We start from the raw sequence: 24109 nt of genomic DNA on the forward strand, positions 1-24109 counted from the left end.
CAACTTAGTTTTAGGAGAGAAGAAAATGCAGGAAAAACCGATACACGGAGGAAATGTATATAAGGCAGCGAAGGAACTTAATATACCTTATGAGCAGATACTGGACTTTAGCGCCAATATCAACCCGTTGGGGTTTGCACCAATAGTGGAAGAAATTATTATGGAGCATATAAAGGATATCATATATTATCCGGATGTAGAGCAAAATGAATTAAAGGAAGCAGCAGCGAGCTACTATAATACCAGCCCCAAAAATCTGATGCCGGGCAACGGTTCTGTGGAAATTATAAATATAGTTCTTGAAGCCTTAAGACCATCTAAAACAATAATTCCTTCACCTACCTTTTCAGAATATGCCCTATCGTGTGAGAGCAGAAATATTGAAACGGTATTTGTAAATATGAGAACAAATGACTTCAGGTTTGACCTAGAATTATTTGATAATATAAAAGGCAAGATAACCCAAAATTCCTTGTTTATTATATGCAATCCTAATAATCCCACAGGCAAACTCGTTCGAAAAGAAGATTTAGCGGTAATACTGCGGGAATTACAAAATAAAAAATCTTACCTTATGCTTGATGAGGCTTTTATGGATTTTGTCGATAAAGATGAGAGTATGGTAAGTTATATTGAAGAACATGATAACTTAATTATCCTAAAATCTGTCACTAAGTTCTTTGCATTGGCCGGCCTGCGTTTGGGTTTTGTATTAGCAAATCAAAAACTTATAAAAAGATTTTATGATTTAAAAGATCCATGGAATATTAATACTTTTGCAGGATTTGTTGGAAGCAAAGTAATGAGCGATAAACCATACATAGATAGGACCCGCCAATATATTTTGCTAGAAAAAAGAAGGCTTTGGGGAAATTTAAAAGACATACCAGGCCTTGAACCATTATTTCCTGAAGCAAACTTTGTTTTTGTTAAAATAACCAAAGATGAAAAAGTATCCACATTAGCTGAAAAACTTAAGAAAAAAGGGATTTTAATACGTGACTGCTCAAATTACATGTTTTTAGATGACAGTTTTTTCAGGGTGGCAGTAAAAAGCCGAGAAGATAACGATGTTCTTATTTCAGCATTGAAAGAAATAATGAATCCGTAAATTAAGAAGGGTAAATTCATGAGTATGAGTATAATTATTTTATTAGCATTTTTATTAGATATGATTCTTGGTGATCCGGTAAGGCCGACACATCCGGTAGTAATAATAGGAAAACTAATAGATAGTTTTGAAAAAAACCTTAGAAAATTGTTTAAGACTTCAAGAGGTCTTAAAACTGCAGGAGTAATCCTCTGGTTTGCTACTGTTTTGTTGGTATATATAGCAACTTACTGTATAATTAAAACAACCTACAAATTTAATCCATGGTTTGGGTATGTGACTAACATATGGCTTATATATACCACTTTATCCGTTCGCAACTTAGCAGACGAGGCTATGGGCATATACCATGAAATAAGGAAAAGCAATATAGGCAGTGCCCGTAAACGTCTTTCATTCATAGTTGGCAGAGATACAGCCGATATGCCTGTAAATGAAATATGTCGTGCAACCATTGAGACAGTGGCAGAAAATACAATAGATGGGATTATATCTCCATTGCTATATGCATTTATTGGAGGAGCACCTTTAGCTATGGCTTATAAAGCTGTAAACACGCTAGATTCCATGGTTGGATATAAGAATGAAAAATATGAATTCTTAGGATGGTTTTCGGCCCATATGGATGATTTAGCAAACTTTATCCCCGCCAGAATAGGTGGTATTTTAATGCTGATGGCCGCAACTGTGATAAGGCTCGATATTAAGAGGGGAATAAAAACTGTTCTTGCAGATGCAAAAAAACATAAAAGTCCTAACAGCGGTATTCCTGAAGCCATAACTGCAGGGGTGCTCGGAATTCGGCTCGGTGGGTGGAATTCCTATGGCGGTGAGATGAGTTTTAGGGAATACATGGGTGAAAAACTAAGAGAAATTGAGGCTGAGGATATAAAAACCACAGTGAAGTTAAGTTTTATTACGGCAATTATTGCATTGATTATAGGGGAAATAATACTTGATATTATTTAACAGTTCTGAGATTAATTTATGCATATGCAAGACATTTATTATAACGAAAGCATTTTTCGCCATTCCGAGGGAGCAAAGCGACAGAGGAATCTTAACAAGATCTTTTAAGCAAAGCCTTCAGGATGACAATAAAATGGAGCTTTCATAACAATGACAAGAACTAATAAAAAATGCATTTTCACACAGCCTGGCGGGCACTTGACAAGATGCAGAATTATTTGTAAACACCATATAAATGCCAGCTGATATTAGGCGCAAAAAGGAAGAAGTCAGATTATTTGAAAGGAGAGCCGTTTTACAGATATGGGATTTTATGTAGCAATTTTATTTCTAACACGCATACCCTTTCCACAGATAGAATTGGATGAAGGCAAGATTGGATCATCCTTACCCTTTTTTCCATGTGCAGGTGCGGTCATCGGAGGAATTTTGAGTTTGATATACATATTAGGGCAAAAGGTATTACCACATGAAGTTGTAGCAGGGCTTATAGTGGTTATAAGTATTATTATAACCGGTGGTATGCACTTAGACGGATTTGCCGATACGATGGATGCGCTTTTTTGCTATGGTGATCGCGAAAAGAAGCTTGCTGTGATGAAAGACAGTCGTATTGGAGCTTACGGAGTTATAGGCATTGTTTCGGTAATATTGCTAAAATATGTCTTTGTTGCTTCTTTGCCTCAGGCTTATTTGATGCAATCGCTAATTGGTTTTCCGGTTTTAAGTCGTTGGATGATGACTTTTTCTATTGTTTTTTATCCCTATATACGGGAAAAAGGTTTGGGAAAAGCATTTACAAGCCAAAAAAATTCGGCATTTATAATAGCAAGCATTGCAACAATAACCATTATGTACATAATGTTGGGCTTGAAGAGCCTGATTGTGATTATAGGAGTCTTTATGGCAGGCTTGCTTTTTATTTTATATCTTACAAGGCAGTTTGGAGGTATGACCGGAGATACATATGGTGCGACAAATGAGTTTTGTGAGATAATAGCTTTACTAATGTTTATCATACTATCTTATGGAATTAGGTGATATTTTGGCGAGATTTTTTCTGGTAAGACATGGTGAAACCATTTGGAATAAGCAGCGCAAATATCAAGGACAATCAGATATTCCGCTGACTGATGAAGGTAAGATTCAAGCAGAGTTACTTTCGGACAGACTTAAGCATGAGAAATTGGATGTGGCATATGCCAGCGACCTTGGCAGAACAATGGAAACCGCTAAAATCATAGCAGAGCAACACAATATTGAAGTGATACCGACCGAACTAATGCGAGAACTGAGCTTTGGAATTTGGGAAGGCCTTACCTATGAGGATATATTGCAGAAATGGCCGCAGGAATATCGAAGCTGGATTGATAATCCCTATTATGAGAAACCCCCGGAAGGAGAAACATTATCACAGCTATGTGAAAGGGTTTCAAGGTTTTTAATGAAAGCAGCAAAGGCTTATCCTGATGGCCGGATACTTGTAGTAAGCCACGCAGGTCCAATCAGAGCAGTACTTTCAGTTCTATTAAATCTCAAGCAGAGTTTTTTCTGGAAATTTAAAATAAGCAATACCTCGCTTACCGTCATCGAGTATGACGGTCTAAAAGAGCTTTCGGACAGCGATGCCTTTATCGTTACTGTAAATGACACATACCACTTGGATAATAAAAGAAATTAAAGGGGTTGTCGTAAGACCTATATATAAATAAAAGCCATGCATATAAGATAGTTTTTCGCTATATTAATTGCATGGCTTTAGGTTTTATTCGGGCTTTTATGCATTATGCAATGGCCACTTTAACTTTCCCTGTTTAATGCGAGTAAATTGCAAAAGGTTTATCAGCATTGCTAACAAATCAATAAAACTTAAACCTGCTGCACTTCTTTGACTTCCGGTATTTCTTCTTTTAATGCCTCTTCAATACCGTTTTTCAAGGTCATGGTTGCAAACGGGCATCCGCCGCATGCACCGGTAAGCCTTACTTTAACTATACCGGCAACTTCATCTACATCGACCAATTCTACATCTCCGCCATCAGCCTGCAAGGACGGACGAATTTTATTTAAAACAACTTCTACCTTTTCTTTCAAAAGATACAACTCCCTTCAACTTCATCTTATTTAAAATCATTCCCATTATATCAGATAATATTTTAGTATTCAATGAAAAAATACAACTTCCAATTTGTTTTATCAATATCACATGTTTTTTGTGATTGCAGAGAATAAACACAATATATTCCTTTAGCATGATAAAAGGCCTTTCCACTGTGAGTTGATAAATGATATAATTAATTATAAAAGTTTTGGCATATGTTTATGGAGGATTATCATGAAGGCAGTTATTTTTGGTGGTGGAGATATTGAAAACTATGAAAAAGTCAAGAAATATTTAAGCTGTTGTAGTATAGTTATATGTGCCGACAGTGGTGCCCGCCATGCTTTTAACATGGGGGTTGTACCGGATTTATTGGTAGGAGATATGGACTCAATTAGTCCCGCTGATATGGAAAAAGTGCAAAAATGGGGCGTTAAAAAGCAAAACTTTCCTTCGGAAAAAGACTTTACTGATACAGAATTAGCTGTATGTGAGGCTTTAAAACTTGGCGCCGATGAAGCTTTACTCTTGGGCGGCCTTGGCAATCGGCCGGATCACAGCCTTGCCAATATATTTTTGATGGTAAGCTTTAAGCAACAGGGGCTTGAGCTGAAACTGGCAGACGGAAACTGGGAAATGTTTTTAATAGATGAACCTGTTGAAATAGAGGGAAAAGAGGGGGATATCTTATCCCTTGTTCCGATAACTCCTAAAGTAACGGGTGTTACGACCGAGGGATTATACTACCCGCTAAAAGGCGAAACACTTCTCATGGGACCGGCACGCGGAATCAGCAATGTATTTTTGGGAAGTGCCGCCAAAGTTGAAATAGAGCAGGGGTTGCTGTTGGCAGTGAAGTGTACAAAAGACGATCTTTAGAACGGAGGAGAAATATGGCTAAGTCTAGGGTAGTTGAATTGGACTTTATGCGAGCAGCAGCTATCTTAATGGTATTAGTGCTCCATGTTACGGCGGCTTATGTGGCATACAGTCCGGTAAACAGCAATGCTTTTCATCTGGGGCTTATATTAAATCAATGGTCGCGAATTTGTCTGCCTTTATTTGTTTTTGTTTCGGGTTTTGGGCTTTTCTACGGATACGGTCAGAAGAAACTTGACTTGAAGGATTTTTACTTAAGGAGATTTAAAACTGTATTTGTTCCATATCTTGTCTGGAGTTTCGTGTACATGATTTTAAGGGATGTGTTCAATCCATCCTTTTCTTTTATCGGTTTACCCTTTAAAGAAGCACTTTTATCATATATCAATTGGACATTTAAAGAAAATATACATACACCAATATGGTTTGTATTGATGATCGTACAATTATATTTTATATTTCCTGTTCTTCTAAGTCTGATGGCAAGAATAAGGAAACCCCTGCAATTTATAGCGGTAAATTTCTTGCTATATTTTTCTATAATTACATATTGCCGTTTTTTTATGACCATGAGCGGAATACACATAATCGACTGGCTTCAGAAATACTATTCTGTAAATTTTGTAGGGTGGTATTTTTATTTTATTCTTGGCGGGGTTGTAGCTCAAAACTGGAGTATTGCAAAAGAAATACATTTGAATAAATTACTAACCGCATTATTATATGTCATAACCACATTCTTAGTCATAATAGAAGCATACCTTGGATTTATAAAATACGGACAATCACATCTTGAAGCATATACTTCTATGAGGCCTACAGTTTTGATTAATTCAATGGCGGCGATACCCGCAATATATCTTCTTGCCCAAAAATTAATGAAGCAGGATAAACTTGCAACGCTTTTTAACAGCATATCACGGTATTCATATGGTATTTTCTTTGTACATCCTCAAATTTTAACAGTAGTAAAAAAAGTTGTCGGTAAATTTTATGGAACATATACAACGCGCGTTTTTCAGCTGATTTTAGTATTTGTTCTTACAACAGTATGTTCATATATCTTCTGCTATATTGTAGATAGGACGCCATTTAGAATGCTTCTATTAGGTTTAAGCAAGAAGAAATAAATTTACCATGCTCTATACCGCTTGCCTGCATTATACGCAAGGCTGCCATTTTTATATACGAGCCAATTACCGGTGGTTACGAATACACCTGTTTCTCGATTGCCCCAAATTTCAGGGTAAGTGCCTCCATCAGCACCTACCACGATACCTCCGGTAACAGAAGAAAGTTTTTGAGAAAAACTTCCTAAATCACATCCAAATAATAAAATTTGTGAATCGGTAATAAATCGGATTTCTCCTTTATAGATTCTATCGGCTAAGTCGCTTAAATAAGCGGCTCTTTTTGTATCACTAGGTCCTGGTTCGTCATAAAACCCGCTCCAGTTAGACATGATAATACCGCGAGGATAAGAATGGCTGAAGATTTTTAGCAAATATATGGATTTCTGATATTGGCATAAATCAGCCAGCATATTTAGAAACTCGTGCCCTGTACTGGGCTTAATTATTAAATGGCCTGTCATTTCTGCCCGGTAGTCAAAAGCTGCTTCGTTTCCATATCCTTGTGCCGACACAGATACGGCAATATTCATACTTTTGATCCTCCCTGAGAAAAACTTTAGATACATTCAGTATATTCGAGTAGGTAATTAATGGTTCAAGAATGGTTAAAACTTTTTACTTGATGTAGCCGTCTATATAGTGTAGACCAAAACGAGATACGTATCTTGAAAAAAAGAGAGGAGAAACTCGCGCGAATGAGTAAAACCGACTTGGAAGAACAAATTGCAGAACATGTAATTGAATTTAAAGACAGGTATTACAGACTGGCTTATAGTTATGTTAGAAACGCTGACGATGCGTTAGATATTATTCAAGAGTCCATATATAAAGCTTTTTCATCGTTAGACTCATTGAAAAATCCAAGTTACATAAAGACTTGGTTTTATAGGATTGTAGTAAACACTTCGCTAGACTTTTTGCGAAAGAGAAAGAAGGAGATTGTAGTTAGTGAAGTCTTTTTATCTGCCAATGATGAAAGCGAATATGACAGTTACGAAGATTTTGATTTAAAGGCTGCATTAGATGATTTACCGCCAAATTACCGCAGCATAATCATTTTGCGATATTTTGAAGACTTAAAGCTGCAAGAGATTGCCGAAATCTTAAATGAAAATGTAAACACTGTAAAAACTCGCTTGTATGCAGGTCTTAAAAAACTGCGCATTAAAATGAATGATGAAAATTGGGAGGTTTCAAAATGAAAAACAATAGTTTAGAGAAACTAAAAAAAGAATATATGGATATTCCTATTCCACAAGAGCTTGACTTTGTAGTTAAAAAAGCCTTAAAGGAGAGCCGTTCAAATAGTACTACTATGGCGGCAAAAGGGAGATTGAGGAAAGCCGCTGTCGTGGCAGCATCTACAGCAGCTTGTGTAGCTGTGCTTACAATTGGTGTTAATATGAGTCCTGCTTTTGCCAAAACCCTTTCAAAAGTCCCTATTGTCAGCAGTATTGTGAAGGTGCTTACTTTTAGGGAGTATACCGTAGATGATGGCACATTTAATGCCAACATAAAGGTGCCTGAAATCAGTGGTTTAAAAGATGGAAAATTGCAAAGCAGCTTAAATGAGAAGTATCTTAAGGAAAATGAAAAATTATATGAGCAATTTATAGCTGATATGGAAGATATGAAGCAAAATGGTGGAGGGCATCTAGGTGTAGACAGCGGATATGTTGTAAAAACAGATACTGACAGGATTCTATCCATAGGCCGTTATGTTGTAAACATAGTAGGATCGTCATCAACAACCTTTAAATACGATACCATAGATAAGAAAAATGAAGTTTTAATAACCCTGCCAAGTTTATTTAAAGATGATAGCTATGTCGATATTATAAGCGAGAATATCAAGGAGCAAATGAAGAGTCGGCATGAGGCTGATGATAGTATGATTTACTGGGTCGAAGGTGTTGAAGATGAAGGCCTTGTAGAATTGTTTGAAAAAATATCAAAGGAACAAAATTTCTATATCAACAGTGATGGCAAACTCGTTATTTGCTTTGACAAATATGATGTAGCCCCCGGATGTATGGGAATTCAAGAATTTGTTATACCAACAGAGATAATATCAGATATCTTGGTAAGCAATGAGTATATTAAATAGCCGGTATTAAGTAAAAATATAATGTGGTTACAAATAGGTTTAGGACTGTAAAAGCCTAAAATAATTTCGGCTATGCCATTTAAAAAAACAAGAGCTTTTCACCTGTCAAGATATTCTCGGACAAAGAGCCTATTTTATATATAATTGTGCAAGGCTCTTGTTTTTTATTATATTTTTTAAACAAAGAGAGCACTAAATTATCTCAAATAAATTGTACACATTCATAATGGTTTATGTATAAGAATGTTTACCTGCTTTTTCTAGTGTGGTATTATTAATGTAATTAAGGCTGACGAGGAGTGATTTTGTGAAATATGAGCTTCGAGGAGATACATTACCTGTAGTGATTTTTACTCTAGATGAAGGTGAAAGCATCTTTACCGAATCCGGTGGTATGTCGTGGATGAGTGACGGGTTTGAAATGAAAACAAATATGGAAGGTGGACTTTTTGGAGGAATAGCAAGGAAACTGGCAGGAGAGAGCCTTTTTATGACCACATATACTCTCAATAAAAGTTCAGGAACCATAGCTTTTTCATCGTCCTTTCCCGGAAAAATCGTCCCAATTCATCTTGATACAGGAGAATCCCTGATATGTCAAAAAACCTCTTTTCTTTGTGCCGAGCGAAGTGTAAAACTGGAAATACATTTAAAGAAGAAATTAGGTGCCGGCCTCTTTGGAGGCGAAGGTTTTATACTGCAAAGAGTGACAGGGCCGGGATGGGTTTTTCTTGAAATAGACGGCGAAGCGGTGGAATACCAACTAGATCCCGGCGAAAAAATGAAAGTAGATACAGGGCATGTAGCCATATTTGAACCCAGTGTAAATTTTGACATTGAAACGGTTAAGGGCTTTACAAATGTAGTTTTTGGAGGAGAAGGCCTGTTTTTAACGACTCTAAAAGGTCCCGGAAAGATATGGCTGCAATCCATGCCCATTGGTAATTTGGCATCAAGGATTATACCTTTTATTCCCAGTTCGGATAAATAACCGCATAATTTAACCCCTTAAATCAGCCGCCAGTTTGTGAGCGTAGAGTCCTTCGAGCTCGGCAAGTTTTGATGCTACCGGTGCCAGTTCTTGGGCTCCTTCCTTCGTGATTTTCTGGTAGCTTACTACCTTTAAGAAGGTGCCCACCCATACACCGCCGGTATACCTGGCTGCTCTCATAGTAGGAAGAATATGATTAGTTCCTGAAACATAATCTCCAAAGACTTCTGCAGCCCAATTACCGATGAATAAAGACCCGTAATTGCTAAGTTGTGGAATTATGGTATCGGGATTCGACATATGTAATTCCAGATGTTCCGGCGCTATTTTGTTGGATAAATGAGCAGCTTCCTCAAAACAATCCACAAGGAAAATTTCTCCATTATCTTCCCAAGCCTTGCGGGCTACTGAGGCAGTGGGAAGTTGTCCTAAAAAACCTTCTAAGTATTTTAAAACACTTTGAATAAGCTTCTCATCAGTGGATACTAGGATACCTCTGGCTTGCGGATCATGTTCTGACTGTGCCAACAGGTCAGCCGCTATGAATTCGGGATTTGCCGTATCATCGGCTATTATCAGTACTTCACTAGGCCCTGCGATGAAATCTATTCCGACATTGCCGCTGACCTGGCGTTTTGCTTCGGTTACCCATTGATTTCCGGGGCCTACGATAATATCGGCAGGAGCAACGCTTTCCGTACCAAATGCCAATGCTCCGATGGCATGGGCACCACCCATGCAGTATATCTCACAAGCTCCGGCTATATCCATGGCTACTAGTGTAGCAGGGTGAATAGTGCCACTGGAACGATCAGGCGGCGAGCAAGCTACAATCCTTTTTACTCCGGCTACACGGGCAGGTATAATCGACATCAATGCCGAAGATGGAAGAGGGTATCTTCCGCCGGGCACATAAGAGGCTGATGAAGAAATAGGAAGAATATGATGACCGAGAGTGACACCCGGAGATAATTCAACTTCGCGAGGTAATATTGACTCCTTTTGAAACTGAGCGAATTGTTCAATCCGTTCTGCAGCTTTTTTCATAGCTTGAATGTCTTTAGGGTCGAGATTTTTATAGGCGGATTGAATCTGTTCGGATGATATTTTAAGATTGCCGCCTTCAAATCCGTCAAATTTTTGACAGAAGTTAAATAAGGCTATATCACCCTTTTTTCGTATTTCAGAAAGGATGTTTGATACCTTTTCCCTAACTTGCAGATTATCTTCAAAATTGGTTTGAGAATTTGACTGTTTTATCGGTTTTATGCTCATGTGCTTTCCTCCTAGAAACTTCTTATACATAGAATCCCTGCCGCAAACTTGGCTTGGTTGGTATTACAGCACTATATATCTAAGCTCATTTATTTTATATGAAAAGAATATCATGTGTGCACAATATTTTCAATTATATTTAGGAGTTTGTGTAGGAGAATCACCTGCAAAATATCGATTAATGCCGTTTTCAATACATTGCGCAATCTTTTTCTGGTATGTAGAATCTTGTAATCTTTCACGGTCTCGAGGGTTTGATAAAAAACCGACTTCAACCAAAACAGCAGGCATGGGGCTTTCTCTTAGTATAAATAAATCTTTAGGAAGGGCTTCTCTAATATTTTCCGAATCTAATTTTTTTAACTCTTCCTGAATGAGCAAAGCCAGTAACTTGCTTTCAGGTTTTCTGGGATTGTAAAAACACTGGGCACCAAAATATTGAGGTTCGGGAAATTTGTTTACATGGATGCTCACCAAAATATCCGCATTGGCTTTTACTGCAAGGTCTATCCGACGCTGAAGGTCTTTGCTATTAGTCTGGTTCTCCATAGTTTCTTTGTCACGAGTTAAAACCACATTAAAATTTTGTTTTTTCAAGAGTTCTTTAAGCTGCAGAGCAATTGCCAGATTTATGGGGCTTTCAGTAACTCCAGTTTCCTCATGGACCGCACCTTTATCTATGGTGCCATGTCCCGGGTCAATGGCTACAGTCTGACCTGCAATGAACAATTTAAATGCAGGCAATGATCGTGTTATAAAAATATTGTAGCTAAGCCCCATGATAATAATGACAAAAATAAGTGTTGCGACACGAAACTTTTGGTTTGCAAACAAGTGATTCACCCACCTTTATTTCTTTGTTATCTATTTTTTAAAAACAACTATTTAGCTTATTCCCGATTATACTATAAAAACCCTACCGTTAAATTTTTATTCAAATATTATAAATTTAGAAGTATTGAATAGCTGCTGAAAGAAATATTTAAAATAATAGCAAAGCTAATTTTAAATATATATAAATTGCAGTCAAATATTATGAAAATTTAGATGTGTATTAAAACAGAAAAATGAGGTATTGTTATATTTGCCAATAATGGGTAAAATATAGACAAACCTGTTCAATAGAATTTCAAATAGAATAGGGGAGATGTATGTGCCTTTAAATGAACAATTGTTGGAATTTATGAAGGAAAAAGCGTATAAACCTATGACCGAAGGGGAACTTATTTCAGCATTGAATATTGATAGAAGTGAAATAGACCTCCTTATAAAAACCCTTGATTATATGGAAAAAACCGGAATGGTGGTAAAAAACCGCAGGGGAAGATATGGTGTTCCGGAAAAAATGAATTTGATAGTAGGTCAATTGGAATGCCATCCTGGAGGATTCGCTTTTTTAGTGCCTAATAACACAGAACAGGAAGATATTTATATCAGTCGCGAAGATATGAATGGTGCAATGCACGGTGACTTGGTCTTGGTTCGGCCTAAAATACCGGCAGACAGGACTTTGAAAACACAGGGCGAGGTCATCCGCATCTTAAAACGAGCTAATAAAAAAATTGTTGGGACTGTAGAAAAAGGTAAGCAATTTTCTTTTGTAATACCAGATGATAAAAGATTATTCTACGATGTATTTATTCCAAAAGAAAAAGCGAAAGGTGCAAAAACAGGGCATAAGGTTGTTGCCCAGATTACGGAGTGGCCGGGTAAGCGTAGAAATCCAGCAGGAGAGATAGTAGAAATATTAGGTCATCAAGACGAACCCGGTATTGATGTTTTATCTATAATAAAGAAGTACGACCTTCCTCTAGAATTTCCGCCAAAGGTTATGAAACAGTTAGAACAAATTCCTGATGAAGTAAGAGAGCAAGATTTAAGAGGCAGAAAGGATTTTAGAAACTTAAAAACTGTGACCATTGATGGTGAAGATGCTAAAGATTTGGATGATGCGGTTTCTATTGAAAAAACTAATGATGGTTATAGACTGGGAGTTCACATTGCTGATGTGAGTTATTACGTAAAGGAAAAAAGCCCTTTGGATACAGAGGCTTTGAAAAGAGGTTGCAGCGTTTATTTGGTAGATAGAGTAATTCCTATGCTGCCACCAAAACTTTCCAATGGTATATGTAGTCTTAATCCTCAAGTAGACCGACTTACCATGAGTGTAATAATTGATTTTGACGAAAATGCCGATGTTAAGAGTTACAAAATAACGCCAGGAGTTATTAAAACCTGTGAAAGAATGACATATACTCAAGTAAATAAAATTTTGGAAGAAAAAGATCCGGAAGTTGTGAAACGATTTGATTACTTGGTAGATGACTTAACTTTAATGGAGCAGTTAGCAGAAAAATTAACACAGAAACGATTTGCAAGAGGAAGTCTAGATTTTGATTTAGATGAAACTAAGGTTATTCTTGATGATCAGGGGCGGCCAATCGATGTAGTAAAAGAAGAGAGACGAATATCAAACCGCATTATAGAAGAATTTATGATTGCAGCTAATGAAATAGTGGCAGAGCATATGTTCTGGCTGAAAGTACCTTTTATTTACAGAGTTCATGAAGTACCGGATGATGAAAAAATTATTGCTCTACGAGAATTTCTCTACAATCTCGGCTACACCATAAAAGGAACGAACAACATAAAACCCAAATCTCTACAGCAAATCTTGGAAAAGGCAAAAGGTAAGCCTGAACAACGTTTGATAAATACAATGCTGCTGAGATCTTTGAAACGAGCCCAATATAGTGAGATGAATTTAGGCCATTTTGGTCTTGCATCACCTTATTATACTCATTTTACTGCTCCCATACGGCGCTACCCGGATCTTGCAATACACAGGATTTTACGGGAACAACAAGAAAATAAACTTGATTTAAAGCGTCAGAAAAAGCTAGGTAAACTTGTAGAAAAAATAGCTAAAATATCTTCTGAGCGTGAGCGTATCGCTGAGGAAGCAGAAAGAGAATCCGTTAATTTGAAAATTGCTGAATATATGTCTACAAAAATTGGACAGGTGTATGATGATGCTATTATTTCCGGAGTTACACCTTTTGGTATTTTCGTTGAACTGGACAACACCATAGAAGGCCTTGTGCACGTAAGCAATATTGAAGACGATTACTATCATTTTAATGAAAAAACCATGATATTATACGGTGAACGGACAGGCAGAACTTTTCGAATAGGTGATATTGTGAAAGTCAAGGTGTACAAAGTAAATGTCGCTGAAAGGCAAATAGATTTTGTGCTAGCAGACTGATAAGAGAAAGGGAAATTATAACAGAAAGATATATAAATGCAATAGTAGCAAGTGACATATTTAGTGCAATATAATAAGCAATTGTGTAAAGAAATCAGACAGGCAGAAGGTTTGGGTCCTGCCGTTTCAGCTAAAAACTTACAGCATCGGGAAACCGGTGCTTTTATTATACAAAAAGACAGGCTTTTGATTACGGCCTGTCTTGAATGCCGACTTTTTTTTAAGCGTTGTTTGCGATACTCAAACTTTTTTATAATTAATTAAGTCTTAACAAGCTTTTTTTATTTACAAAGCTAAGATATAAAACAAACTCAATTCAGAAGTAGATGGTGGTATGGATGAAGTAAAGGTAAAAGCAAAACAAGATTATATAGATTAGTCAACCCAGAAGTTAAATAATGGCCAACTAAACCATAAAAGCATTTCATTTTATACCGAAGTTGATGCTCTTTTATTGTGAAAAATAGGTGACAAAAAATTACACCAGCCTAGAAAGGGGTATCTTTGTCTTAAAATGTAAAAATAAGGGTACACGCATTTAAGAATCAACCGGCAGGATTTGTCAATTTCTTTGTTGTATTATAAAATAAGAGCGAAAAAACAAGGGAGGACAATCTTATGTTAAAAAGATCAATCAATTTGGCATTTGTTGTCATACTTTTGTCAATCTTTGTCATGACCGTAGCCGATATACGACGAGCTTTTAAAATGGGAGCTTCCCTTTAAAGGATACAGTGATGACAGGATAAAGGACAGCGCTATTACCAGAGGACAGGTTGCAAGAGTTGCTGCGGCAAAGAATGGATTTAACCTTAACGAACGTCAGGCAATTTACTACATGTATGAAAACGACCTGTCAAGCGGCATGATACCCGGCAGGCTCACCTTTGAGTCCTATGAAGTGGATAAACCTCTCCAGCGTGATCAGGTAACCCAGTTCATAAAACTTTTAAACAACAAGGGTATAACCACCTTCATGGGCAAGCCTTCCGAAAAAGGGGGTACTGCGGCAAACGAGATAGTTGGAATAGTAGATGTTCCCCCATCCAACGTCGTCATAACCGATGATATGTTCGATGAGCTTGCAAAGGATAAGGGCACAGAAAATCCCACTAAAAGCGAAATTGTAATTTTAAACAAAGACGAAATCAGGGAAATTATAGATTTACAAAAAACATCTATTACAGTAAGCCGGAAAAAGCATGAACGGGCGTTTAGAATTTCTGTTGGCGGAGGCAGAGATAACGCTATGCAAATCAAGACAAATCGTTTCGACGAATTATTCCTAAAGCGGTAATAATCGATGAGGACTAAAATAAAAAGAAGGACAACGATATTCCTAGTAAAACTTTTAAATAAGTATGATAGGTAGCAAATGTCCCAACTAAGTTCTCACATTAATTCTACTTTACATAATAAAATGTGCAGCGTCATTGAAGATTTTATGGAATTTAAAAGTGCTAGGAAAGTATTTTACATTTAACATCAATCTTTTCGTACAAGATTGATTTTGTATCTAAATACGATTTCTATGGATCTTTAGCCCAATCTGCTTTAGATTATTTGAGAGGTGGAGAAAAAACGGAAGACGTTAAAGGCCTATTACTTCATGTGCTGAACACATCGAAAGAAATAGCGAAACTGCCAGAAGATATCTCGTTACCCTTTTTTGCGTACGGGATATTTAAGCCAGGCCAGCTTTGTTTTTCGCGTATAAGAGGACTTGTATCAGATGTCGCTAAGGCATCGTTTCACGGCTTATTGAAAGAGAGATGGGATTCCACCTTTGATTGAATCCAATTATTCAAATAACTGACTTCCTGAGGAGGTTATATTATGGATAAAGAATACCGAATCAAAAAAATGACGGAAGCATGGGAGATTTTAATAAAGGAGTTTTCAGTGGCTGATAAAAAACAATTTTTTAAGCGAAGAAGCAATTTCTATATTAAGGGAATGGGAGAAATACCCGAATGCTGATTTATGGATATGATGTGTATAATGGGTAAACGTGGAAATTGCTGATTAGAGGAATTATGTGAGTACCAGAACCCACGTGAGCTAGCCTCAAAGCAACTATAGTTAAGTAAGAAAATATCGAAAGGTGATGATAAATGTGTTGCGTCAAGCATTATATCCCATCTTCATTCTTGAAAGAGCATCACTTTTCAGCTGAATCTATTGCGACAAAATATAGTATGTCCCTTGCTGCAATCTATAGCTGGAAAAAAGCTGCAAAGAATAGGGAGTTATTGAGGTTTAAACCAGGCATTTATTATAGATGGTCGTATGCTTGGCATCCTGTGGTTGTTAGGCAGTGATGATGGAGATAGGTTTATCGCAAGACAGTATCCTTGTGGCCACATTGACCATAGGGAGTTGGTGAACTGCTAGGAGGTTTTAAAAATGCTTTGGCATACACATGTTGTTATAGGAGCGGTAGCAGGCATAATTACTGCTCCGACAACAGGTAAGGAAATGATAATTGCTACTTGTATCAGCAGTGTAGCAGCTCTTTTCCCGGATATTGATGCACCATACTCTAAGATAGGAAGAAAATGGCCAGTTGCATCAAGGGCGGTTAATCTTTTTTTTGGACATAGAGGAGTAATGCACTCATTAATAGGATGTGTAGCAGTGCTGTTTTCATTTAAAGCAGTGTTACCTGTTTCCATGCAGTACCTAAGTCGTTATATAGGTGCAGGGTATATCTCGCACATATTGGCAGATATGCTTAATCCTGCAGGAGTTCCGCTTTTATGGCCTATTAAAAAAAGGTTTAGGGTTCCTTTAATAAGAACTGGGAGCTTTGCGGAAAAGATGCTGTTTGCTGTTATGGCTATTTTTATTTTTGCAAAAATAGAACAAATATTCGCTTTTTAATGCATACAAGGGGAATAACAATAAATATTTCAAAAAAAGGAAATAATACGTCTACAACTATTTGTACTATTTTGTAGTTCCCTCGGAGGTCCAAGAAGTGTACGAACCTAACAAGGGAACTAGATATTCTCATTACAAATGAAGACATAGACTCTTTCTTCTCAGCCCACTTAAAAAGTTGAGAGCAATCAACCAAGCTGAACTAGTAACACCGCCAAAAGTGACGAAAAAAGAAGAGCAGTCGATAAACTCGACACGCTCCCATATAATAAAATAAACCCGTTGCAGTACGGGTTGCATTACAAGACTAAAATTGACAATTGACGATTATTAAAAAGACTTTTTTGACTAATTTTTGGTAGCCATAGGGGGATTCGAACCCCCGTTACCGCCGTGAGAGGGCGGCGTCCTGAACCCCTAGACGATATGGCCATGGCTGCGGGACCAGGATTCGAACCTGGACAACATGATCCAGAGTCATGGGTGCTACCGTTACACAATCCCGCATCATTGCTAAGCCCAGATTAGCTTATTATATTTTTGCCAAGTGATTAAAACCACTTGTTTTCTGTATTCATCGGCTTTGCAATTATAGATTATAAAGGATTAGTCATTATATGTCAAGTGCGAGAAATGCATGAGTTTAAAATACTTTATCATGTGTTAAGTCATTAAATTGCTGCATCAAAATCAATGCCCACATGTGCTGCAATTGCCTCCGCTGCAAGAACTGCAGGATGTGCCTGTGCTGCTCGCATTACTTTTCCTCGTAAAAAGGAAACCGGTGAAAAGCTGCTTTACCTCACCATTACATTCTGGACAGCAAACATTATCCTTATCTTTAATGCTGACAAATTCACTAAAACGATTACCACATTTTCGGCATTCAAAATCAAATGTTGGCATTTTTCTTCCCTTCCTCAAACATGTTATCATTAAAAAATAGTAGCATTATAACTATGATTTACTGCAAATTTAAGGAAAGCACATCTCTCCTGCAGCTAAATCATAGTTTATGCTTTATTAAACTCTTTGAAGGCCTTTTCTATTTCTCTTGCAGCATCTCTATGCTTTGCATCTTCACGTTTATCATATAGAGCCTTACCTTTAGCCAAGGCTAATTCAACCTTAACAAGTCCCCGCTCGTTTAAGTATAATCTAAGTGGGATGAGAGTCAGGCCTTTTTCTTTAACCTGCCCAAAAAGTCGGTTAATTTGTTTTTTATGCATTAACAGCTTTCGTGTTCTTAAAGGGTCTTTGTTAAAAATATTACCCTTTTCATATGGGCTTATATGCATATTATATAGATATATTTCGCCATTTTCAATTCTTGCAAAACTATCTTTGAGATTGCATTTTCCCTCACGCACAGATTTTACTTCAGTACCTGTAAGAGCAATGCCTGCTTCAAAAGTTTCTAATATATGATAGTCATGCCTTGCTTTTCGATTCACGACAAGGTCTCGAGATTTTTTTTCCAATATCCAAACCCCCGTTTGTTGGAAATTCTAAACTCTAAAGTTGTACTATACTAATTATATCATATATCATTAAAAGCTCATATACTAGATATTTCCTAAAATCGAGGGCCAAAGTATTGATAATAATAACACTTTATCATGCCATTATATAATTTTCGGTTTTTATCTGCAATTTTTCCGAAGTGGTTTTGGAAGTCTTCATGTGGTGTGAGTATGTATTTTGACCATGTATCAAATTGTTTGAAGGCTTTTCCCATTTGCTTGTAGATTTGCTCTACTTCATGTTTTTCACCCATACGCTCACCATACGGTGGATTGCATATAATACAACCATAGTCTCCAAAGGGCTTGATGTCCTTTACAGCCACATTTTCAAAAGTAATATATTCATCAACATTTGCCTTATAGGCATTTTCCTTAGAAAGCTTTACTGATTCTTTATCAATATCCGAACCCCTAATTTCCAGCTTTTCTTTCTTTATCAGTGAATGAGCCTCATTTCTTGCATCCCACCACATTTTCTTAGGTATTTGCGGCCAGCCCTGTGATACAAATTCACGATCCAAACCCGGTGCGATATTTGCTCCAATAAGTGCGGCTTCAATGGGGATTGTTCCCGAACCGCAAAACGGGTCAAGCAGCGGCCTATCACTTCTCCATCTGCTTAGCAGTATCATTGCGGCTGCCAGAGTCTCCCGAAGTGGTGCTATGTTGGCCTTTTCCCTATAGCCTCTTTTATGCAGCCCCGGACCGCTAGTATCTATCATGAGCGTAACTTTGTCTTTCATTAGAGAAAATTGTATCTGATAAAGGGGTCCGGTTTCATCAAACCAACTTTTCTTATATTTATTTTTTAATTTTTCTACAACAGCTTTCTTTATTATTGACTGGCAGTCAGGAACGCTGTAAAGTTTTGATTTTAAGGAGTAGCCCTTTACGGGGAAAGCTCCATCTTCCGGTATCCACTCATCCCATGGAAGAGATTTTGTATTCTCAAAGAGTTCGTCATAAGTTGTGGCAGAAAACTCGCCTATCTTTACTAAAATTCTTTCGGCAGAGCGTATCCAAAGGTTTGAACGGCAAATCGCCTGCTTGTCACCTATAAAGGTAACCCTGCCGTCTTCCACTGTTACATTACTATATCCCAATCTCCTTAATTCATTTGCAGTGACTGATTCTATACCGAAGAGGGTAGGAGCTATAAGTTTAATCGGTGTCATTTTAAACCTCCGTCTATTACTTAAATTATAATGTATGATAAACTTATTATACCAAATTAAAGACTTTAAGCTACATATTGCTGTTCGATTCGATATATAATACTGAAAAATCAAACCTCTTCTGATATAATAGTTTTGTTAAAGAATAAAAAACAACAGATTAATTATAAATACTAATAAAATTGGAGGTAAAAACTTGAAGTTAATATTTTGTGGTGGAGCACAAGAAGTAGGAGCTTCCTGCTATCTTGTGACAATAGACGGAAAAAATATTTTATTGGACTGCGGTATACGGCTTACTTCATCAAAGGATACCCTTCCGGATTTTAGGCTAATTCAAGAAAACGGTGGTATTGATGCTATTATAATAAGCCATGCCCATACAGATCATACAGGTGCTCTCCCGGCCATAAGCCGTCAATTTCCTAACGCACTTATATACATGACTCATATGTCTAAAGACCTTACAAGAGTTCTTTTATATGACAGTCTAAAAATAATGGAAAGAGAACCAGAAATTCCCATATATGCAGAAAATCATGTACAGGAAATGCTGGGTAGGACCGTTTGTTTTTCACCAAATTTTAGCTTTAAATTGTTTAGTGACAGTAATATTACTGCTACCTTTTACAGTGCAGGCCATATAGCAGGTGCGGCGTCTATTTATATAGTTGGTTCTGAAGGCAGTTTGTTTTATTCTGGAGATATTTCTGGATTTAGGCAAAATACGATAGAAGGGGCTACCGTTCCTAAACTTAGGCCTGATGTGGCTATTTTTGAATCTACATACGGAGACAAGCTTCATGCTAACCGCCAAGTAGAAGAACAAAGACTTATTGAATCTATAAATGAAGTGATAATCAACGGAGGGAAGGTTTTGGTTCCTGCCTTTGCATTGGGAAGGGCGCAGGAAGTGATTCTGATATTAAAAAAAGCTATGAACAGAGGGCAGTTGCTTTCGTGTCCAATTTACGTCGATGGTATGGTGAAGGATATTTGTCGGATTTATAAGCTTAACCCAAATTATTTAAGATCAAATTTGGCAAAAAAAGTATTTAGAGGAGTGGATATCTTTTATGATGACAATGTATCCCCTGTGGCCAACCCTGAATTTCGTAAAGAAATCTTAGAATCAAAAAATCCATGTGTTATTATTGCCAGTTCAGGTATGTTAACCGGCGGACCTAGTCAAATGTATGCCCAAAGTTTAGCAACTAATGAAAACAATTTAATTGCCGTAACCGGGTATCAGGATGAAGAATCACCGGGAAGAGATTTGTTAAAAATCATTGAAACTGATGATGATGCTGATAAAAAGCAGGACAGAACTATTAAATTAGGAGAGCGAGAGATTAGTGTAAAATGCCGTGTAGGCAAGTTTGGTCTTTCAGCTCATGCCGATAAGATGGAAATATTAAATATTGCTAATAACTTATACCCGCGGAGGATATTTTTAGTCCACGGCAATCCTGAAGCTATAAACAGTCTTGGCAAGGAAATACAAAAGGATATTAACGGATTTATATATGCGCCCCGGAACGGAGAACAATATGAAATAAATATAAAAAAACCTCGAAAACAAAGAGGTATGGCGAAATACCCTAATATGAAACGTAATGAACCTCTAAATCAGGAAAGTATAAAAGAATTATGGGAATTCATAAAAGACAATTTAGGCACAGAAACTGCTCTTTCCGCAGAAGAACTTATGGAAATTTGGGGGTATGAGCAGGACGTATTAGAAGTAAAGGAAATACTAAACAACTCTCCGTACTTTGAACCGAACCCACGTCGTATGTTTCTATATCATGCTGTAAAGGAAAGCGAAATAGAGAAGCTGAGCGAGCCTAAAGTGATGGAAGTCAATGAAATGCTGCAATTGGCAGATGAGTTTTTCGGCTACGAATCAGGTCTGTATAAAAAAGGTGCAAGATTTGATGATAAAATCGCATTACTATATTTTAACTTTCCGGATATTGCCAAGACAAAGTATTATAGTAAGATTAAAGAATTTGAGGTGCATACGGGTTGGCGTGTTGAAATAAATGAAAATGTAAACAAATCTGCCATTGATGAGATTGTTTATAATTTATTTCCTGCAGATGTGACAATAAATAAAATATCGTATATGCCTCACTCTGGCAAAGTAAAAGTTTTTGCAGAAGGCGAATTGCCTGATGGCAAAATGCTGTCTGATAAATTTAAAGAAATAACAGGCTTATCCTTAGCAGTAAATGAGGAAGATGAAACCAATCTTAATATACTTGCTGACACAAATATAAACCAAATGGAGCAAAATGAGGCTCTAAGGCATATAGATGAAAAATTTTATGCGCAACCACACAGACCTTATAAAAAAAGCATAAAAGTAACAAGCAATGGTGTGAAATACATCGAACTTTCATTTATATCAAAACCCATTGGTGAAAAATATAGTAATGTAATTAAAGAGTTGGAAAGAGAAACCGGCTATTCAATAACCGTAAGCGACTCCTGCAACCAAATAGAAATAATCAATATTACAAAACGCCTCATAAATGAAAAAGGTATTAAAGCAAAGAGAAATCCGAGTGTATTTCTCGATAAAATGTCTGTACAATTGGTAGTAGCTCAAGATATAGATGACTTAATAAAAAAAGAAATTGAAAAACAGTTTTTAGATATGACAGGATTAATTCTGGAAATTAAATAAAAGTAAGATGAAGCCTTAAAAAATATTAAGGAAGTAATAGAACTGTGTATTGATGATGAGGAAAATCTGGTTGGCGTATAATTATATAAATTTTCCAAGGTTAAAGCTAATAAACTCTTAAATGATGGTACAAACCGTCATTTTTTTTTATAAATTTGGGAACTAATATACTTAGAATTAAAATGAAAGGAAGGTAGATTGTAGTGGGACCAGCTTTGGATATCAGAAATCTTGTAATTCACAATCTTTCAGGAAGTAGTCGGGAGGAGATTGAAGGCTATATCCAAGAAACTATTGATACAAGAGAGGAAGAGGCACTGCCTGGGATGGGAATTCTTTTTGAGATTGTATGGGACAAATCCGATGCAACTGAGAAAAACACCATGATGGATAAAATAATGCAAGGCATACAAACTACTGAGATGTAGTAAACTGAAAAATCGGGGCTTTCCCCGATTTTTCAGTTTACTAAGCTTGAAAACCAACTTTTAATAAGATAAGCTATTGGTAGATATTATCAGAATTAGAAAGTTGGAGACTGAAGTTGAAAAAGGAATTAAAAGAAGTTTCAAAAAATTGTTATATTTTATCTTCCGGAAAAGACAAAGTCGATATTCATGTGTATTTAAATCGACAACTTTTTGAAGAATTTGTTGAAGATGAAGCCCTTAACCAGCTGTACAATGCCTCTCTTTTGCCAGGTGTAGTAAGCCCTATTATTGGCATGCCTGATATACATACAGGATATGGATTACCTATCGGTGGTGTTATGGCGACTGATTATGAAGTGGGTGTAGTATCGGCAGGAGCAGTCGGTATGGATATAAACTGTGGTGTTCGCTTAATTACTTCAAAGATACCGGCCGAAGAAATAAACAAAAGTATTTTAACAAAGTTATTAAAGGCAATTTCAAAGAGAGTGCCTTTGGGAGTAGGCAAATCCAGTGAATTAAAAGTCTTAAAAAAACCAAACCTTGAAGGTATTGCTTATGAAGGGGTTGAACATTATATAAAAAAAGGTTTTGGTAGAATTGCTGATTTAGACAGAATTGAAGACCACGGCTGTATAAAAGGGGCAAACCTTTCGGCTGTTCCCAATTCTGCATTAAAACGTACAGACCAGTTAGCAACCATAGGAGGTGGTAACCACTTTATAGAAATAGGGAGAATAGGAAGTGTCTTTGATGAAGAATTGGCATCAAAATGGGGTTTAAATAAGCAACATATATATGTAATGATTCATACTGGCAGTCGAGGCTTTGGACATCAAATTTGTTGCGATTACTCCACAATTATGTGGGAAAACTCGGATAAAAATAAAACAAGAGCCCCACAAAAAGGCTTGGCATGTGCGCCGATTTCATCGAGAGATGGTCAGAATTACTTACAGGCCATGGCCTGCGCAGCGAATTATGCTTTTACCAACAGGCAGATAATAACCCATTTTGTTAGGGAAGCATTTGTTGAGGTAATAAAAAAACCAGAAGCAGATTTGGGATTGGATTTGTTATATGATGTGGCCCACAATATTGCCAAGAAGGAAAAATATAATAAATGGCTTTTAGTACATAGAAAAGGGGCAACAAGGGCTCTACCGGCCGGGCATGAGGACAACCCTGCTTGTTATAGAGAAACCGGTCATCCTGCTATCATTCCTGGCAGCATGGGAACCGGGTCTTATGTTGTAATAGGGACTCCTGAGATAGAAAAGACTTTTTGTTCTGTGAATCATGGTGCAGGAAGGGTAATGTCAAGAAAACAAGCCAGATCGGAATTTACTAGGGAAGGTTTACTGAATCAGATGGGCCATGTGGTCGTCATTGCCAAGGATATTAAATCTTTACTTGATGAAGCACCTTTGGCATACAAGGACATTGATAATGTTGTATATACTCTGGTAGAGGCTGGCCTCACTAAACCCATAGTAAAACTTAAACCAATGGGGGTACTTAAGGGTGAAGGAAATGAAGCCTAATAAAGCCTTAGACTGTTAAACGAA

23 protein-coding genes and 2 tRNA genes are annotated in these 24109 nt (G+C 37.0%); 16 read left to right on the top strand and 9 right to left on the bottom strand.

All coding sequences use genetic code 11. The features are described from left to right. The first annotated feature begins 25 nt into the window (after positions 1 to 25). From cobD to cobC, 4 genes are all read left to right on the top strand, one after another. Positions 26 to 1111 (top strand): threonine-phosphate decarboxylase CobD, encoded by a 1086-nt coding sequence (gene cobD, locus BUC45_RS06970; RefSeq protein ID WP_296971196.1) that lies wholly within the window; start codon positions 26 to 28, stop codon positions 1109 to 1111. 18 nt (positions 1112 to 1129) lie between these two features. Beyond that, the gene (gene cbiB, locus BUC45_RS06975) at positions 1130 to 2080 is read left to right on the top strand and encodes an adenosylcobinamide-phosphate synthase CbiB (RefSeq protein ID WP_013778075.1); all 951 of its coding nucleotides are present in this window, start codon (positions 1130 to 1132) and stop codon (positions 2078 to 2080) included. 303 nt (positions 2081 to 2383) lie between these two features. Then, entirely contained in the window at positions 2384 to 3121 is a 738-nt protein-coding gene (gene cobS / locus BUC45_RS06980) for an adenosylcobinamide-GDP ribazoletransferase (protein ID WP_296971197.1), read from the top strand. Continuing rightward, complete coding sequence (cobC, locus tag BUC45_RS06985) at positions 3108 to 3761, top strand: alpha-ribazole phosphatase (RefSeq protein WP_296971199.1); 654 nt, start codon at positions 3108 to 3110, stop codon at positions 3759 to 3761. Before cobS ends, cobC begins: the two co-directional genes overlap by 14 nt. 188 nt (positions 3762 to 3949) lie before the next feature. On the opposite strand, the gene BUC45_RS06990 is transcribed toward cobC, so the two are convergent. Beyond that, on the bottom strand, positions 3950 to 4174 hold the full coding sequence (locus BUC45_RS06990; RefSeq protein WP_013778078.1) for a NifU family protein: 225 nt from the start codon (positions 4172 to 4174) through the stop codon (positions 3950 to 3952). A gap of 241 nt (positions 4175 to 4415) precedes the next feature. On the opposite strand from BUC45_RS06990, the gene BUC45_RS06995 reads away from it, so the two are divergent. Next, on the top strand, positions 4416 to 5060 hold the full coding sequence (locus BUC45_RS06995; protein ID WP_296971200.1) for a thiamine diphosphokinase: 645 nt from the start codon (positions 4416 to 4418) through the stop codon (positions 5058 to 5060). Positions 5061 to 5074: 14 nt separating this feature from the next. Next, positions 5075 to 6190, top strand: coding sequence for an acyltransferase (locus BUC45_RS07000; RefSeq protein WP_296971201.1), 1116 nt, complete (start codon positions 5075 to 5077; stop codon positions 6188 to 6190). Positions 6191 to 6192: 2 nt separating this feature from the next. On the opposite strand, the gene BUC45_RS07005 is transcribed toward BUC45_RS07000, so the two are convergent. Continuing rightward, entirely contained in the window at positions 6193 to 6723 is a 531-nt protein-coding gene (locus BUC45_RS07005) for a hypothetical protein (protein ID WP_296971202.1), read from the bottom strand. Between the two features lie 165 nt (positions 6724 to 6888). On the opposite strand from BUC45_RS07005, the gene BUC45_RS07010 reads away from it, so the two are divergent. From BUC45_RS07010 to BUC45_RS07020, 3 genes are all read left to right on the top strand, one after another. Continuing rightward, complete coding sequence (locus BUC45_RS07010; RefSeq protein WP_366749913.1) at positions 6889 to 7395, top strand: sigma-70 family RNA polymerase sigma factor; 507 nt, start codon at positions 6889 to 6891, stop codon at positions 7393 to 7395. Beyond that, positions 7392 to 8300, top strand: a complete 909-nt coding sequence (locus tag BUC45_RS07015; protein ID WP_296971204.1) for an RsiV family protein — start codon at positions 7392 to 7394, stop codon at positions 8298 to 8300. Before BUC45_RS07010 ends, BUC45_RS07015 begins: the two co-directional genes overlap by 4 nt. Positions 8301 to 8607: 307 nt before the next feature. Continuing rightward, a complete protein-coding gene (locus tag BUC45_RS07020; protein WP_296971205.1) occupies positions 8608 to 9291 on the top strand; it encodes a TIGR00266 family protein in 684 nt (227 codons plus the stop codon). A gap of 9 nt (positions 9292 to 9300) precedes the next feature. Here BUC45_RS07020 and hisD read toward each other — a convergent pair whose 3' ends face one another. Together hisD and BUC45_RS07030 are read right to left on the bottom strand one after the other, a co-directional pair. Further along, positions 9301 to 10566, bottom strand: coding sequence for a histidinol dehydrogenase (gene hisD / locus BUC45_RS07025; RefSeq protein WP_296971206.1), 1266 nt, complete (start codon positions 10564 to 10566; stop codon positions 9301 to 9303). 129 nt (positions 10567 to 10695) lie between these two features. Next, complete coding sequence (locus tag BUC45_RS07030) at positions 10696 to 11400, bottom strand: N-acetylmuramoyl-L-alanine amidase (protein WP_296971207.1); 705 nt, start codon at positions 11398 to 11400, stop codon at positions 10696 to 10698. 313 nt (positions 11401 to 11713) lie between these two features. Between BUC45_RS07030 and rnr the strand changes: the two genes are divergently transcribed. From rnr to BUC45_RS07050, 4 genes are all read left to right on the top strand, one after another. Beyond that, positions 11714 to 13834 carry a ribonuclease R gene (gene rnr, locus BUC45_RS07035; RefSeq protein ID WP_296971208.1) on the top strand — a complete coding sequence of 707 codons (2121 nt, stop codon included), beginning with the start codon at positions 11714 to 11716 and terminating at the stop codon, positions 13832 to 13834. Between the two features lie 838 nt (positions 13835 to 14672). Then, on the top strand, positions 14673 to 15131 hold the full coding sequence (locus BUC45_RS07040) for a hypothetical protein (protein ID WP_296971209.1): 459 nt from the start codon (positions 14673 to 14675) through the stop codon (positions 15129 to 15131). 539 nt (positions 15132 to 15670) lie between these two features. Continuing rightward, a complete protein-coding gene (locus tag BUC45_RS07045; RefSeq protein WP_296971210.1) occupies positions 15671 to 15814 on the top strand; it encodes a hypothetical protein in 144 nt (47 codons plus the stop codon). Positions 15815 to 16240: 426 nt separating this feature from the next. Then, positions 16241 to 16717, top strand: coding sequence for a metal-dependent hydrolase (locus BUC45_RS07050; protein ID WP_296971211.1), 477 nt, complete (start codon positions 16241 to 16243; stop codon positions 16715 to 16717). A gap of 356 nt (positions 16718 to 17073) precedes the next feature. Here BUC45_RS07050 and BUC45_RS07055 read toward each other — a convergent pair. The 5 genes from BUC45_RS07055 to BUC45_RS07075 all read right to left on the bottom strand — a co-directional run bounded on the left by BUC45_RS07055 (position 17074) and on the right by BUC45_RS07075 (position 19418). Continuing rightward, positions 17074 to 17149, bottom strand: a tRNA-Glu gene (locus BUC45_RS07055). A gap of 1 nt (position 17150) precedes the next feature. Beyond that, a tRNA-Gln gene (locus BUC45_RS07060) sits at positions 17151 to 17224 on the bottom strand. 183 nt (positions 17225 to 17407) lie between these two features. Next, on the bottom strand, positions 17408 to 17623 hold the full coding sequence (locus tag BUC45_RS07065; RefSeq protein WP_296971212.1) for a zinc ribbon domain-containing protein: 216 nt from the start codon (positions 17621 to 17623) through the stop codon (positions 17408 to 17410). A 107-nt stretch (positions 17624 to 17730) separates the two neighbouring features. Further along, positions 17731 to 18201, bottom strand: coding sequence for an SsrA-binding protein SmpB (gene smpB / locus BUC45_RS07070; protein ID WP_041591424.1), 471 nt, complete (start codon positions 18199 to 18201; stop codon positions 17731 to 17733). A gap of 92 nt (positions 18202 to 18293) precedes the next feature. Further along, positions 18294 to 19418 carry a class I SAM-dependent RNA methyltransferase gene (locus BUC45_RS07075; protein WP_296971214.1) on the bottom strand — a complete coding sequence of 375 codons (1125 nt, stop codon included), beginning with the start codon at positions 19416 to 19418 and terminating at the stop codon, positions 18294 to 18296. 196 nt (positions 19419 to 19614) lie between these two features. On the opposite strand from BUC45_RS07075, the gene BUC45_RS07080 reads away from it, so the two are divergent. The 3 genes from BUC45_RS07080 to BUC45_RS07090 all read left to right on the top strand — a co-directional run bounded on the left by BUC45_RS07080 (position 19615) and on the right by BUC45_RS07090 (position 24085). Beyond that, entirely contained in the window at positions 19615 to 22110 is a 2496-nt protein-coding gene (locus tag BUC45_RS07080; RefSeq protein WP_296971215.1) for an MBL fold metallo-hydrolase, read from the top strand. Between the two features lie 203 nt (positions 22111 to 22313). Next, positions 22314 to 22538, top strand: a complete 225-nt coding sequence (gene sspI / locus BUC45_RS07085) for a small acid-soluble spore protein SspI (RefSeq protein WP_296971216.1) — start codon at positions 22314 to 22316, stop codon at positions 22536 to 22538. A gap of 116 nt (positions 22539 to 22654) precedes the next feature. After that, positions 22655 to 24085 carry an RtcB family protein gene (locus tag BUC45_RS07090; RefSeq protein ID WP_296971217.1) on the top strand — a complete coding sequence of 477 codons (1431 nt, stop codon included), beginning with the start codon at positions 22655 to 22657 and terminating at the stop codon, positions 24083 to 24085. Positions 24086 to 24109 lie beyond the last annotated feature (24 nt).

Origin of the sequence: Tepidanaerobacter sp. EBM-38, assembly GCA_001896545.1 — a bacterium.
Classification (GTDB): domain Bacteria; phylum Bacillota; class Thermosediminibacteria; order Thermosediminibacterales; family Tepidanaerobacteraceae; genus Tepidanaerobacter.